Genomic DNA, 14,136 nt, shown 5'->3' on the forward strand with positions numbered 1-14,136 from the left:
TGCCGGTGGAGCCGTCGGTGAGGCCGCGGCCCACCACCACCGCCACCACCACCCCGCAGATCCCCACCGTCCTGACCCTCGGGGTGGAAGAGGAGTTCCTGCTGCTGGACCCGGCCACCGGCGAGAGCATGCCGGTCGCCGACCAGGTGCGCGGCGCGCTCTCCGGCACCGCCCGCGAGCAGAGCCGGCAGGAGTTCCGGCACAGCATGGTGGAGATGGTGACGCCGGTCAGCCCGGACCTCGGGGAGCTGCGGGAGCACCTGGTCACGCTGCGCCGGGCGGCCGCGCGGGCGGCCGACGCGGCCGGGGCGCGGCTGGTCGCGGTCGGCGCCACCCCGGTCTGCGAGGCCCACCGCACGGTGCCCGACGAGCAGCGCTACCACGACATGTCCCGCCGGTTCGGCCCGGTGGCCCACGACCCGGCGGTCTGCGGCTGCCACGTGCACGTCGGCGTGCCGGACCGGGAACTGGCCGTGCAGGTCTGCAACCACCTGCGCCCGTGGCTGCCGGTGGTGCAGGCGCTCACCGCGAACTCGCCGCTGCACGACGGGCGGGACACCGGGCACGCGAGCTGGCGTTCGATGCAGCTGGAACGGTGGCCGAGCATCGGGCCGACGCCGCACTTCGACTCCGCCGCCGACTACGACGCCACGGTGGCGGACCTGATCACCGCCGGGATCATGCTCGACGCCGCGATGGTCTACTGGTACGCCCGGCCGTCCGCGTCGTACCCGACGGTGGAGGTCCGGGTCGGCGACGTGTGCCCCACCGTCGACGACACGGTGCTGGTCGCCGGGCTGGTCCGGGCGCTCGTGGCCACCCTGATCGACGACGTCCGCGCGGGCGTGCCCGCGCCACGCATCCGGGACTGCCTGGTCGCCGCCGCGCACTGGCGGGCCGCGCACGACGGTGTGGACGGCCGGCTCGTCGACCTGCGCACCGGGCGGCCCCGGCCCGCCTGGGACCTCGTCGACGACCTGTTCGTCACCGTCACGCCCGCGCTGACCCGCCACGGTGACCTGGACCTGGTCCGGCGCGAGCTGGACCGGGTGCGCCGGGACGGCACCGGCGCCACCCGGCAACGACGGATCATGGCCGAGACCGACGGGGACGTCCGCACCGTGCTGGCGCACCTGGCCGCACAGACCGTCTCGACGTGAGTCGATGACCTCCCCGGAGCGGGCCCGCGACCGGTCAGCGCAACCCGGCGAACAGGTCGTCCTCGGGTGTGGCCGCGCCGGTGGTGTCCCGCACCCGCACGAACGTCTCCAGGCCCATCAGCTCGGTGAACCGCTCCTGCCCCAGACGCAGGAAGAAGATGTTCTCCGCCTGGCTGGCGTGCGCGACGAGCGAGGCGAACTTCTGCCCGCCGTAGGCGCGGGTGTCGACCCAGGTGGTGATCTCGTCGTCCGGCAGGCCCAGCGCCGGCATCTCGTCGGTCGCCTCCGGCTCGGGGAACTCCACCCCGATCTCCCGCATGACGGTGCCGAACTGCTGGAACGCGCTGCGTGGCACGGTGGTCCAGTAGACCTTGGCCGGGATGCCGGTCTGCTCGACCGCGGCCATGGTGATCCGGTGGGCCTGGATGTGGTCCGGGTGGCCGTAGAAGCCGTTCTCGTCGTAGGTGACCACCACGTCGGGGCGGTAGCGCCGGATCAGCTCGGCCAGCCGGCCGGCCGCCTCGGCCACCGGCGTGTTCCAGAACGCGCCGGGCGCGTCGTTCGTCGCCCAGCCCATCATCCCGGAGTCGCCGTAGTCGAGCGTCTCCAGGTGGGTGACCTTCAGCGCCTCGCAGCTGGCGGCCAGCTCGGCGCGGCGCATGTCCACCACGGCCTTGGGGTCGTGCCCGGGGTCGCCCGGCTTGATCCCGCCGGGACCGTCGCCGCACCCCCCGTCGGTGCACGTCACGAGCACTGTGGTGACGCCCTCGGCCGCGTAGCGCGCCAGGACGCCGCCGGTGCTCGTCGCCTCGTCGTCGGGGTGCGCGTGCACCGCCATCAGGGTCAGGGATCGATCGGTCACCCCGTCACCATACGAGCATCGGCCGACGAACTAGCATTGCCCGGTCCGCAGACGGCGACGGAAGCGAGGCGCGATGGGTTGGCTCCAGCGGTTGCTCGGTGGCGGACGGGTCGAACTGGACCCCACACGTCAGCAGGAGCTGCTGCGGGACGTCCGGCAGTCCTACGGGGCGCACGCCCGCCTCCGGTTCCCGGAGCAGGCCGACGCGATCACCCGGCTGCTGTCCGATGACGACGGTCTCGTGGTGGCCGCCGGGATCGTCTGCGAGGCCGCCGACCAGGCGCACGCCGACCTGCTCGCCCAGGCGCAGGAGGTGTTCCGGCGCACCGGGCGGCGGCTGCTGGTGCACCGCCGCAACTACCGGCCCCTGTGGAAGGAGGCCGGGCCGGCGCTACGCTGGCCGCTCGGTGCGCTGCCCAGCGGGCTGCATCCGTACGCGCAGGTCAGCGCCGCCGTGGCGGTCGTCGGCGGGCGGGCCGACCGGCTGGACCGGGTGACCGACCCGCAGCCGTTCGTGACGCGCCTGTTCGAGGTGCTCGACCTGACCACCGCCGGCTGGGAGTTCGGCCGGGTGCGTGTGGACACCGACAGCGCGACGCTGGTGGAACGGCTGATGGGCACCGGCGCGCGGGTGCTCGCGACGATGGACGACCCGCCCCGGCTGCCGCCGGCGGTACGGGAGATGATGCGCCGCAACCACCGCATCGCCGTGTACGACCCGGCCGGTCCCCGCGTGGTCGGCGAGCTGAACCTGGGCGCGCGGCTGCGCGAGACGCTGCTGGCCTGACCGGCGGTGCGCCCGCCCCGGCCGGTTGGCCGCGGCGGGGCGCGTCGCGCGGGTCAGGTGGTCGTACAGGTGATGTTCGCCGGTGGGTTGTTGGTGCCGCCGGCCGTGCCGATGAAGCCGAACGTGGTGGAGCCGCCGGCCGGCAGCGAGCCGTTGTAGTCGACGTTGCGCACCGTCACGTTCGCGCCGTTCTGGGTGTGCGTGCCGCTCCAGATCTGGTTGATCACCTGGCCGTTCGGGAACGTCCAGGAGACCGTCCAGCCGCGGATCGCGGTGGCGCCGGCGGTCACCGTGACCTCGGCCTGGAAGCCGCCCGACCAGGAGCCGGTGATCGCGTACGTGGCACGCGCGCCGGACGGCGCCGGGGAGCTGGTGGTCGGGGTCGGCGTCGGGGTCGGAGTGGGTGACGGCGTGGACGTCGGTGTGGCCGTCGGCGACGGCGTCACGCCGGGCCGCGCCGCCCGGTAGGTGTGCCCGGCGCGGACGGTGAGCGCGACGACGTCGGACTCCGGGCGGGTGGTGGCGGGTGTGCTGCCGTCGGTGACGTCGGCCACGGTGAAGGTGCCGGTGAACAGCCGGGACCGCAGGCGCAGCGTGCCGTCGCGGTCGGCGCGGACGGTGATCTCGTCGGCCTGGCCGCTGCTCCAGGTCAGCCCCACCGTGTAGCCACCTCGGCCGCGCAGCCCCGCGACCCGCCCGGCCGGCCAGGCGGTGGGCAGCGCGGGCAGCAGGTGCAGCTCGCCGGTGTGGCTGTGCAGCAGCATCTCGGCGATGCCCGAGGTGGCCCCGAAGTTGCCGTCGATCTGGAACGGCGGGTGCAGGTCGAACATGTTCGGCGCGAGCCGGTCGGTGCGCACCAGGTCGCGCAGCAGCTTGTGGGCGCGGGCGCCGTCCTCCAGGCGGGCCCAGAAATTGATCTTCCAGGCCAGGGACCAGCCGGTCCCGTCGTCGCCGCGCAGCTCCAGCGTCCTGCGGGCGGCCTCGTACAGCGACGGGGTGCCCCGCTTGGTGATCTGGTTGCCGGGGTGCAGCCCGTACAGGTGGGAGACGTGCCGGTGGGTGCGCTCGGTCTCGACCCAGTCGGCCAGCCACTCCTGCACGTTGCCGCGGGAGCCGACGCGGCTCGGCGGCAGCCGGTCCCTGGCGGTGCGTACCTGGGACCGGAAGGTGGTGTCGACGCCCAGCACCTCGCTCGCCCGGGCCGCCGCGTCGAACAGGTCGCGCAGGATCTGGTTGTCCATCGTCGGGCCGGCGCAGACGCTGGCGTCGGCGTGGTGCGCCAGCTCCGGCGAGTTCGACGGGTTCGTCACCAGGTAGCCGAGCGTCGGGTGGGCGACCAGGGTGTCCAGGAAGAACTGGGCGGCGCCCTTGAGCGCCGGGTAGTTGGCCTGGAGGAACCCGAGGTCGCCGGTGAACAGGTAGTGGTCCCAGATGAGCGTGCTCAGCCAGGCGCCGCCGGTCTGCCACATGCCCCAGAACGCGCCGTCCACGACCGACGCGCCCCGCCATGCGTCGGTGTTGTGGTGGGTGACCCAGCCGCCGGCGCCGTACTGCGCCTGGGCGACCCGCGCGCCGGTCACCGCGAGGTCCTTGATCATGTCGAAGACCGGCAGGAAGCACTCGGACAGGTTCGTGGTGTCGGCCGGCCAGTAGTTCATCGGCAGGTTGGCGTTGACCGTGTACTTCGAGTCCCAGGACGGCGTCAGCGAGTCGTTCCAGATGCCCTGGAGGTTCGCCGGCTGGGTGCCCGGCCGCGACGAGGAGATCAGCAGGTACCGCCCGAACTGGAACAGCAGCGCGGCGAACTGCGGATCGTTCGTGCTCGCGTGCTGCGCGATCCGTACGTCGGTGGGCTGGTCGGCGGCGGCGGTGCGGCCCAGGTCGATCGTGACCCGGCCGAACAGTGCCTGGTGGTCGGCGCGGTGGCGGGTACGCAGCTGGTCGACGTCGACGCTCTTGGCGGCGTTGAGCCGGCTGCGCGCGATGCCCTGGTAGTCGCCGTTGACGGTGCGGTAGTTGACGTAGCTGGACCCGATCGAGATCAGGACCGTCACGCTGGTGGCGCCGGACACCCGGAGCGTGCCGCCGGAACTGCTCACAGTGCCACCGGTGACGGCGGCGTGGGCCAGCGCGAGGAACCGCACCGAGCCGTTGACCCCCTCCATCGACCCGGAGATGCCGTCGAGCGCGACTGTCGCGCCGTCCGGGCTGGACACGGTGGTCCGCTGCGGGCTGTCGAAGGTGGCGGAGAACGTGATCGAGTTCGCCCGGTCGGCGGTCAGCCGGAGCACGATCACCTGGTCGGGCGCGCTGGCGAACACCTCCCGCTGGTGCCGTACGCCGTTCAGCACGTACGTGGTGGTGACAGTGGCGGTGGTGAGGTCGAGCGTCCGGTTGTACTGGCTCGCCCCGCTCGCCGACCCGAAGGCGAGCCGGAGGTTCCCGACTGTCTGGTAGGCGAGCTGACCGCCCGGGCTGCCCATCATGGTCTGGTTGATCAGATCCTGGGCCGAGGTCCACTGGTCGGCGAAGACGCGACGCCGGATCTCGGCCAGGTTCGCCGCGCCCCGCGTGTTGGCCGAGTCGTACGGGCCGCCCGCCCAGACGGTGTCCTCGTTGAGCTGGAGCCGTTCGGTGTCGACGTTGCCGAACACCATCGCACCGAGCCGCCCGTTGCCGATCGGCAGGGCGCGCAGCCAGTCGGTGCCGGCCGGCTCGTCGTACCAGAGCGCCAGGTCGTTCGCGGCCAGCACCTGCGGGGGCGCCGCCGAGCCGGCCCGGGCGGCGGCGCTCCAGGCGGCCGGCAGCAGCGCGGCGCCGGCGCCCGCCGCTGTGGCCTTGATGACGTTTCGTCGTGTCACTTCGGACATGGTCTCTCCCAACCGCGCGCATCAGAGGCGGGCCCGGGTGCACGACGGCGCTGTTATCGCTAACAGAACTTCTCGCGCACCCGGACGCCGCATTCCCTGCCACTACGCGCCCAGGGCTCCCGACCGGGCGACACATCAGCCAACATGGACTCTCATGGATGAAGTGACACCGCGTCAAGGGGTGTTACCGCTAACAGATCTGATCCGTGGTCCACACGCCGGGCCGAACGGGGCGCGGGCACGACCGGCCGGCCCACCCGGGCCACGTGCACGACGCGCTCCGGCGCCACGTCCAGCAGCGTCCCGAGCGCGTCCCGCGTGGCGGCCACGTCGATCAGCTGACTGAGCGGGTGCGCGGCCAGCCCCGCCGTGTGCAGCGTCAGCCACATCCGCATCAGCACGCGTCCGAACTCGACCTGGCCGGCCGCGTCCAGACCGGGCGGGGCGACGAGCGCCAGCACCGCGCCGCCCTGCGCCAGCGGATCACCACTCGCGGCGGCGAGCAGCCGGGGCAGCCCCAGCGGGCGCAACGCCGGGTACGCCGCGAGCGCCGCCCGCAGCCCGGTGGCCGCCGCCCGGCCCAGCCCGAGGCAGCGGTCACTGAGCCCGTCGGTCCGGTAGCGCGGGCCCGACCGGTCCAGGCGCAGCCAGCGGCGCAGCTCCGCGACCACCGCCGGGTCGGCGTACACCTGCCGGTCGGCCGTGCGCAGCAGCGCGCGCAGCCGCCCGGCCGCCGGCACGACGCGGACCGCGCCACCGGCCCGCCGGGCGACCGCGTCCACGGCCGCGACCACGTCCGCGTCCGGGCCGCCGGTGAACCGGCCCCGGTGGGTACGCCGGTCCCACACGTCGGCGGTGCGGAACGGCGTCCGGTACGGCTGCCGTCCCGGCCGCAGTCGTCCCACCCGCCGGTCGGACTCGTCGTGGTCGGCGGCCCAGTCCAGCCGCAGCCCCGCGTCGGCGGCGACGATGAGGCAGGTCTCCACGAACGCGCCCAGCGACAGCCGCAGGTCCCGCCCGGTCGGGTCGCCCGCGGGCAGCGCGTCGGCCGGATCCCAGCCGACGGTGATCGCCCAGCGCTCGTAGCGCAGCCGCCACGGCTGGGTGTTGTGCGCGCTCGGGGCCCGCCAGCACAGCGGCTCCAGCGCGTGGAACGCGGCGAGGTCCATGCTCACCGCTCCTTGGCGTAGAACGTGTAGCCGTGCAGCGGGCGTCCACCCAGGCGCCGGTACTGGGCCGCGGACGCCGGATTGTCCCGCCCGACGTACGTGCTGCGCAGCGCCGTGTAGCCACCGGCGTGCAGGTTGCGGTGCAGGTGCTCGGACAGCAGCCGCTGGTAGCCGCGCCCCTGGAACTCCGGCACCACGCCCTTGACGATCAGCACCGCCTCCCGGCGGTACCGGCGGCGGCTCGCCAGCAGCCGGAGCTGGTTGACCGGGTTCAGGTCGCCGCGGACCGCGACCAGGAAGTCGCTGATGTCCGGCACGCACAGCACGAACGCCACCGGACGCCCGTCACGGGTCAGGTAGAGCAGCAGTGACTCGTCCAGGAGATACGCCAGCCCGTCGGTCTGCCGCCGCAGCTGGGCCGCCGAGACCGGCGTGTAGTAGCCGAGCTGGGCGAAGGAGTCGTTGAGCATCCCGCGCAGCAGGCCGAGCTGCTCGTCGAGCCGCCGGGTGCTCCCCCGGTGCAGTTCCAGCCGGGCGCCGTCGGGCTCGACACCCGGGCCGGGGGCCGGTCCGGCCGGCCGCGGGACCGGGCAGATCCAGGTGTCGGAGACGAACCGCCCGGTGAACCCGTTCTCCTCGTACGCGTCCGGGTAGTGCGGCGGGTTCCACGCGCTGTCCACGAACCCCCGGTCGTCGTACCCGGAGGTGATCACGCCGCCGGCCTGGTTGGGCAGCAGCGCCACCGGCCCGAACAGCAGATCCCGGCCGGGCGTGGCGTGCGTGGTGATCGCGTCGAACAGCGGCCCGGCGGCCGGCGCGGTGAACTCGGTGAGCCCGAACAGCTGGCACCGGCGGCCCAGCTTGGCGTCGAGGTCCGCGTCGGTGTGCAGCGTGGTCCGCCCGACCACCGCACCGGTGGCGTCGCGCAGCACGTACATCGGCACGCCGTCGCGCCACCAGCGGTGGATCTGCTGCCGGGGCGTCGGCACGTACCGGGGCTCGTCCGCGTACAGCCGGTCGGTGAGCGTGAGGAAGTCGCGCAGGCCGCGCCGGCCGGTGACGCGCTCGAAGCGGTGGCCGGTCACCGGCGCACCGCCGGTCCGGCCGTCTCCGCGCCCAGCGGCGTGAACTGCTCGATGTGGCCCATCGCGCCGTCCTCGGCCCGCCACGCGCCGTTGGAGTAGCCGTCCGGGGAGGCGGTGTAGAGCCGGATGAACCCGGCGGTGGCGTTACGGGTGCCGTCGGTCAGCCACATCATCAGCTTGCGGTGGTGCCGGGTCCGGGCGAAGCGCAGCAGCGCGTCCCGGTCGGTGAAGAACGCGATCGTGCCGAGCGTCAGCGGGAACTGCCAGTAGACGGTGTGCCAGCAGTAGCCGGACATCCGGCGCATGTCGCGCACCATCCGGATCCAGTCGGGGGCCAGGCGCAGCAGCACCAGCGGGTTCGCGTACCGGGTGCCGCCGATGAACATGGCGCCGGCGCGGGCCTGGGCCGGGGCGCGGGAGAAGTCACGGGTACGCATCACTCACCTCACCAGGTAGACGTTCTTGATCTTCTGCATGGCGGCGAACGGGCCGCCGTCCGGTTCGTGCAGCTGGACCCGCAGGTCACCGGCGGTCGGGTCCTCCACCAGGGACTGCGCGAAGTCCCGCGACACCGAGGTCAGGTGCGCGCGTACCCCGTCGCGGCAGGCGTCGGCGAGCGCCGCGCGTACCGCGGTGTCCAGCGGGCGGCGCAGCTCGACGTGGATCACCGGCCGGGTCTCCAGCGCCGCGTCCTCGTGCAGCGTCAGGCAGAACCGGCTGATCTCGGCGGCGTACGGGTTGCCGGTGTAGAGGCCGTACTCGACGTCCTGCGGGTAGAGGTTCGCGCCCAGGTAGGACACGGTGGAGTCGCTGCGGCCGAACAACAGCAGCAGCGGCAGCGTCATCCGCTCCTCGGCCACCGCGGTACGGAACTCGGCGCGGCGTACCGGGTCGGCGTGGGCCAGCTCGACGATCCGCCGGTACGGCACCAGCAGCGCCTCGTCGCCCACGTTGTAGCGCAGCCGCGGCTGGAGCACGTGCGGGCTCGTGACGGTGCAGAGCAGTTCCCGCCGCTCGTTGGTCTCCAGGTAGGTGGCGAACGGGTTGTACTGGAACACCATCGGCAGCCGCTGCTCGCCGCGGCCGAGCAGTTCCGCGCGCAGCCCCGCGTCGGTGCGCAGCCGCCGCCGCAGCCACACCGTGAACCGGGTTTCCGCGCCGATACCGATGGTCAGGTCCGACGCGCCGTACGCCGACCGCACCCGCACGAACCGCTGCTCCAGGTAGTCGCGCAGCGCCTCGGTCATGCCCTCGCCGCCGCAGCTGGCGAAGATCCGGTACCGCGACCACTGGAAGTCCTCGGCGTCGAGCCGGTCCCGTAGGTGCTTGAGGAACGGCGGATAGGCGGTCACCAGGTAGTCGTGGCCGGGACCGAACTCGCGCAGCGTGTCGACGATCTTCCCGAGGTCGGGTCCGGTGTTCTTCACGGTGGCGATCCGGGCCATCGCCGCGCCGGTGGTGGTGCCGGTCGCCCAGGCGCCCATCGAGTACGCGTTGATCACGAACGGCCGGCGCATCGGAAACGCCAGTCCGGTGTAGCCGGCGATGTCCCGGTGCACCGCCCGCAGTTCCCGCTCGCCGCGCGGCCAGTTGAACGGCCGCCCGGACGAGCCGGCCGACTCGTCGACCACCACGCCGCGCTCCGGCAGCCGCCCGTCCCGGCACCGGGCGGAGGTGTCGTACGCCATGACGTACCCACGCTTGTCGGTCTCCGGGAAGTCCCGCAGCCGGCGGCGCAGGCCGCCCGGGCGGGCCCGCAGGAACGCCTGGTAGGCGGGCACCCGCCGGGCGGCCCGCACGCAGGTCGACCGCGCGTTCGCGGCGGCGAGCCGGTCGAGGACCGGGTGGTGGCGCCGGGCCAGCCACCGCCAGCCGGCCGGGTGGTGGGCGACGAGCCGGGCCAGCGCGGCGACCGCGCGGCCGGCGGGGGCCAGCGCGGCCTCGGCGGGCAGGGGCGTGTCGACGGTACGTGCAGCGGCGTGTCGGTGCAGCGTCTCGGCCATGAGAAGCATCCTGTCGACGCGGCAGCGTCCACACATGAGCGATGGGACGGTGATGCGCTGAGTACCCGTACCCAGTGAAGGATCCGAATCTTGTCACGGTGAGTCACCATCTGGACACATGCCTGGCCTGCGTTCGCGGCCGGGTCGAGACTGCGCACATGGCGAATGGTGAGCGTGAGCGCGTGAACGAGCGCTTCGAGAAGGTGGCCGAGGAGACCTCGGAGACCGTGACCCACGCGGCCACGGTGCTGGAGGAGGAACTCGCGGCGGGGCTGGCCGGCGCACGGCGACTCGAGGAGAAGCTGACCGAGAGCCGCCGGGTCGACCCGGAGGCGTTCGACGAACTGGTCGCGCGGGTCCGCACCGACGGGCACGCCCTCATCGACACCGTGGTCGGGCAGTTGAAGATGGCCGACGACCAGCGCGGCGAGGTGATCCGGCGGTACACCTCGGACGCGCACGACGCGCTGGACACCGTACTCAATCTGGCGCGGCTGGCCCCCGAGGTCGCCAACGGGCTCGCGGACCGGCTCGCGTCGCCGGCCCCGAAGCGGCCGGCGGACCGGTAGCCGCGCGATGGCGCCGACCGCCGGGGTGGCCGGCGGGCACGTCGAACGGATGCTGGAGCGCTATCGCGGGCTCGCCCTCGGCGCGCTGCTCGACGACGTGCCCGAGGGCGGCCCGCGATACCTCTACGACCTGGTCGCGGAATACCCCCGGCGCTGGGGCAAGGGGCTGCGCGCCGCGCTGTGCCTGGCCACGTGCCGGGCGTTCGGCGGCGGCGACGCGGTGGGCCTCAACGCCGCCGTGACTGTGGAGCTGTTCCACAACGCCTTCCTCATCCACGACGACATCCAGGACGAAAGCGAGCAGCGGCGCGGCGGGCGGACGCTGCACGCCGAGTACGGCGTCGGCGTGGCGCTGAACGTCGGCAACATGACCAACCTGCTGGCGCTGCGGCGGCTCGCCGCGAACCGGGCGGCGCTCGGCTCCGGGATCGCGTGGCGGCTGTTCACCGAGACCGAGCTGATGATGCGCCACTCGCTGGAGGGGCAGGCGATCGAGATCGGCTGGATCCGCGACAACGTGTGCGACCTGGACGCGGACGACTACTACCGGATGTGCCTGAAGAAGACGTCCTGGTACACGTGCATCTATCCGTGCCGCACCGGGATCCTCGCGGCGACCGGCAGGGAGAGCGCGGTCGACGTGCTGGACCGGTACGGCTGGTACCTGGGTGCGGCGTTCCAGATCCAGGACGACGCCCTCAACCTGACCGGCGACTACGCCCGGTACGGCAAGGAGATCGCCGGTGACCTGTGGGAGGGCAAGCGCACGCTGATCCTGATCGACTTCATGCGACGGTGCACGCCGGAGGAACGCGAACGGCTCGTGCGGTTGCTGAGCCGTACCCGGGCGCAGCGCACCGCCGCCGAGGTGCGCTGGCTGCACGGCAGGCTGCTCGCGTACGACTGCGTGGAGTCGGCGCGGCGCAGCGCCCGGGAACTCGCGCTCGCCGCCCGGCGTGCGGGTGAGCGGGCGCTGGGCACCGCGGCCGACACCGAGGACGGCCGTTTCCTGCTGGAGCTGACCGACTACGTGGTGGAACGCGCGCGTTAGGCGCCCAGGACCCCGCGCAGCCAGGTGAGCTGTTCGCGCTGGTGCTCGGCCTCGCCACCCTCGTGGTCGTTGAACTCGTACACCCGCACGTCCTTGTCGCCGCCGTAACGGTGGTAGGCGGCGAAGCAGGTCGACGGCGGGCAGACCTGGTCCCGCAGCGCGACGGAGAACAGCGCCGGAGCGGTCGCGCGCGGCGCGAGCACGGCGGCGTCCAGGTAGGACAGCGTGCGGAACACCCGGTCGGCGCGGTCGCGGTGCAGCGCGAGGTATTCGACCACCTCGGCGTACGGGCTGTCCGGGCCGGCGACGCGCACGCCCCGGCGGATGTCGCACAGGAACGGCACGTCCGGCATGACCGCCACGACGTCGGGGCACAGCGCGCCGGCCGCGAGGGCCAGGCCGCCGCCCTGGCTGAAGCCGGTCACCGCCACCCGCGCCGGGTCGACGGCCGGGTGCCGTCGGGCGGCCTCGGCGTAGCGCACCGCGTCGGTGATCAGCCGCCGGTAGTAGTGCTCCGCCGGGTCGTCGACGCCCCGGGTGAGGAAGCCGGGCACGGTGCCGGCCGGGTAGGGGTGCGGGTCGGGGGTGCCGCCGGTGGCGGCGCTCCATCCCTGGCCCCGGCTGTCCATGATCAGGTGCGCGAAGCCCGCAGCGGCCCAGAACAGCTTCTCGTGCGCCAGGCCGCGGCCCCGGCCGTAGCCGAGGTACTCGACCACGCAGGGCAGCGGCCCGTCGGCCCCGGCGGGCATGTGCAGCCATCCGCGTACCGGCTCGCCGCCGAACCCGGGGATCGTGGCGGCGTACGTCCGGATCTGGGTCAGGCCGGTGTCGACCGGTTCGTAGACCGCCCGCTCCGGGTCGCCGCCGTCGAGCGTGCGCGCCCAGAACACGTCCAGGTCCGCCGGCACGTCCAGCTCCGGCCGGTACGCCAGGCAGCCGGCCAGGTCGAGGTCGGTCAGCGGCACGACGCGGCCTCCTGCACGGCCGAGGCGAACCAGCCGGTGATCGTGCTCGGGTGGGTGATGGCGGTGCCCACCACGACCGTCCACGCGCCCGCCCGCAGCGCCTGCGCGGCCTGCTCCGGCGTGTGGATGCGTCCCTCGGCGACCACCGGGACGTCGACCGCGGCGGCGAGTCGGGCGACCAGGTCCAGGTCCGGCCCGTCGCCCTTGGTGGTGTACGCGGTGTACCCGGCCAGCGTGGTGCCGACCAGGTCGGCGCCCGCGGCGGCGGCAGCGATGCCCTCGTCGAACGTGGAGCAGTCGGCCATCACCAGCGCGCCGGTGCGCTCGTGCACGGCCGCGATCGTCTCGGCGAGCGTACGGCCGTCCGGCCGGGGCCGGGACGTGCCGTCGAGCGCGACGACGTGCGCCCCGGCGTCGGCGACTGCCAGCGCGTGCTCCAGCGTCGGGGTGATGAAGACGTCGTCGTCGCCGTCCTTCCAGAGCCCGATCAGCGGCAGGTTCACCGCCGCGCGGATGGCCGCGATGTCCGCCAGCCCCTGCGCGCGGATGCCGGCGGCGCCGCCGCGTGCGGTGGCGAGCGCGACCCGGCGCATGGTGTCCGGGTCGCGCATCGGCTCACCCGGGTACGCCTGGCAGGAGACCACCAGGCGGTGACGGAGCTGGTCGACGAGCGCGTTCATGAGACCTTCCAGGCGAGCGAGGCGGCACCGAGCAGCGGCGCGTCGGGGCCGAGGGTGGAGGCGAGGACCGGTACGCCGGCCAGGCCGGGCAGCGTCTCGGCGGGCACCGCGTCGCGCAGCGCCCGCCACCACGGCTCACCGAGGCCGGTGACGCCGCCGCCGACCACCACGGCGGCCGGGTCGAGCACGTTGACCAGGCCGCCGACGGCGGAACCGACGGCCGCGCCGCCCAGCCGGACGACCTCCCGGGCCGTCTCGTCGCCGCCCGCCGCGAGCGCGGCGACGGCCCGCAGGTCGGCCACCGGGCGGCCGGTACGCCGGACGTACTCGGCGGCGAGCGCGGGACCGGCGGCGATCGCCTCCAGGTGCCCGCGCCCGCCGCAGGTGCAGGCAAGCGTTCCGGCGTACGGGGACGGCTGGTGCCCCGCGTGCCCGGCGGCGCTGTGCGCGCCGGCGAGCACCGCGTCACCGAGGACGAACGACGCGCCGACGCCGGTGCCCACGGCGACGTAGAGCACCGTGTCGTAGCCGGCCGCGACGCCGTGACGTGCCTCGCCCAGCGCGTGGGCGTGCACGTCGTTGATCACGGTGACCGGCACGCCCAGGCGCCGGCTCAGGTCGCCGCGCAGGTCCGTGCCGGTCCACCCGGTCAGCACGTCGGTGGCGGACAGCACCAGGCCGGAGGTGCTGTCGATGACCCCGGCGCTGCCGACGCCGAGCGCCCGTACGGCACCCGGCGCGTCCGCCCGCAGCTTCTCGACCAGGCCGGCGGCGGTGTCGAGCACCGCGGCGGCACCGGAGCGACCAGGCGTCGGCGCGGTGCGCCGGCCGACGACCTCTCCCCCGGCGGTGACCAGGGCGGCGGTGGTCTTGGTGCCGCCGATGTCGAGCGCGGCGACCAGGTCGGCGGCGCCCGTGGTGCTCAGGTCGGGCAT

The 14,136-nt window shown here is 73.9% G+C and carries 13 protein-coding genes; 4 read left to right on the forward strand and 9 right to left on the reverse strand.

All coding sequences use genetic code 11. The features are described 5' to 3' along the window. The first annotated feature begins 17 nt into the window (after nt 1–17). Nucleotides 18–1,160: a glutamate--cysteine ligase gene (locus EAD96_RS09845; protein ID WP_121684080.1), complete on the forward strand. Its 1,143-nt coding sequence runs from the start codon at nt 18–20 to the stop codon at nt 1,158–1,160. A 34-nt stretch (nt 1,161–1,194) separates the two neighbouring features. On the opposite strand, the gene EAD96_RS09850 is transcribed toward EAD96_RS09845, so the two are convergent. Further along, entirely contained in the window at nt 1,195–2,022 is an 828-nt protein-coding gene (locus tag EAD96_RS09850) for a PIG-L family deacetylase (protein WP_121684053.1), read from the reverse strand. 73 nt (nt 2,023–2,095) lie between these two features. On the opposite strand from EAD96_RS09850, the gene EAD96_RS09855 reads away from it, so the two are divergent. Beyond that, nucleotides 2,096–2,809, forward strand: coding sequence for a hypothetical protein (locus tag EAD96_RS09855; RefSeq protein ID WP_047894629.1), 714 nt, complete (start codon nt 2,096–2,098; stop codon nt 2,807–2,809). A gap of 53 nt (nt 2,810–2,862) precedes the next feature. Here EAD96_RS09855 and EAD96_RS09860 read toward each other — a convergent pair whose 3' ends face one another. The 5 genes from EAD96_RS09860 to EAD96_RS09880 all read right to left on the reverse strand — a co-directional run bounded on the left by EAD96_RS09860 (nt 2,863) and on the right by EAD96_RS09880 (nt 9,936). Next, entirely contained in the window at nt 2,863–5,679 is a 2,817-nt protein-coding gene (locus tag EAD96_RS09860; RefSeq protein WP_121684054.1) for a glycoside hydrolase N-terminal domain-containing protein, read from the reverse strand. 152 nt (nt 5,680–5,831) lie between these two features. After that, nucleotides 5,832–6,848, reverse strand: coding sequence for a nitroreductase (locus tag EAD96_RS09865; RefSeq protein WP_121684055.1), 1,017 nt, complete (start codon nt 6,846–6,848; stop codon nt 5,832–5,834). Nucleotides 6,849–6,850: 2 nt separating this feature from the next. Further along, nucleotides 6,851–7,933 carry a hypothetical protein gene (locus tag EAD96_RS09870; protein ID WP_121684056.1) on the reverse strand — a complete coding sequence of 361 codons (1,083 nt, stop codon included), beginning with the start codon at nt 7,931–7,933 and terminating at the stop codon, nt 6,851–6,853. Continuing rightward, nucleotides 7,930–8,370, reverse strand: a complete 441-nt coding sequence (locus tag EAD96_RS09875) for a DUF4188 domain-containing protein (RefSeq protein WP_120573829.1) — start codon at nt 8,368–8,370, stop codon at nt 7,930–7,932. The genes EAD96_RS09870 and EAD96_RS09875 overlap by 4 nt, the downstream gene beginning before the upstream one ends. A gap of 3 nt (nt 8,371–8,373) precedes the next feature. Continuing rightward, nucleotides 8,374–9,936 carry a phenylacetate--CoA ligase family protein gene (locus EAD96_RS09880; protein WP_121684057.1) on the reverse strand — a complete coding sequence of 521 codons (1,563 nt, stop codon included), beginning with the start codon at nt 9,934–9,936 and terminating at the stop codon, nt 8,374–8,376. A 182-nt stretch (nt 9,937–10,118) separates the two neighbouring features. Between EAD96_RS09880 and EAD96_RS09885 the strand changes: the two genes are divergently transcribed. Together EAD96_RS09885 and EAD96_RS09890 are read left to right on the forward strand one after the other, a co-directional pair. Further along, nucleotides 10,119–10,505 carry a hypothetical protein gene (locus EAD96_RS09885; RefSeq protein ID WP_233585614.1) on the forward strand — a complete coding sequence of 129 codons (387 nt, stop codon included), beginning with the start codon at nt 10,119–10,121 and terminating at the stop codon, nt 10,503–10,505. 7 nt (nt 10,506–10,512) lie between these two features. After that, nucleotides 10,513–11,556, forward strand: coding sequence for a polyprenyl synthetase family protein (locus tag EAD96_RS09890; protein ID WP_120570303.1), 1,044 nt, complete (start codon nt 10,513–10,515; stop codon nt 11,554–11,556). Here the strand turns inward: EAD96_RS09890 and EAD96_RS09895 are convergent. The 3 genes from EAD96_RS09895 to EAD96_RS09905 are packed head-to-tail and all read right to left on the reverse strand — an operon-like array spanning nt 11,553 to nt 14,136. Next, on the reverse strand, nt 11,553–12,521 hold the full coding sequence (locus EAD96_RS09895; RefSeq protein ID WP_120570304.1) for an acetylxylan esterase: 969 nt from the start codon (nt 12,519–12,521) through the stop codon (nt 11,553–11,555). The genes EAD96_RS09890 and EAD96_RS09895 overlap by 4 nt on opposite strands. Then, nucleotides 12,512–13,201, reverse strand: coding sequence for an N-acetylmannosamine-6-phosphate 2-epimerase (locus EAD96_RS09900; RefSeq protein WP_121684059.1), 690 nt, complete (start codon nt 13,199–13,201; stop codon nt 12,512–12,514). Before EAD96_RS09900 ends, EAD96_RS09895 begins: the two co-directional genes overlap by 10 nt. Continuing rightward, the gene (locus tag EAD96_RS09905; RefSeq protein ID WP_121684060.1) at nt 13,198–14,136 is read right to left on the reverse strand and encodes an ROK family protein; all 939 of its coding nucleotides are present in this window, start codon (nt 14,134–14,136) and stop codon (nt 13,198–13,200) included. The genes EAD96_RS09900 and EAD96_RS09905 overlap by 4 nt, the downstream gene beginning before the upstream one ends.

This window comes from Micromonospora sp. BL1, from assembly GCF_003667485.1.
Taxonomy (GTDB): domain Bacteria; phylum Actinomycetota; class Actinomycetes; order Mycobacteriales; family Micromonosporaceae; genus Micromonospora; species Micromonospora tulbaghiae.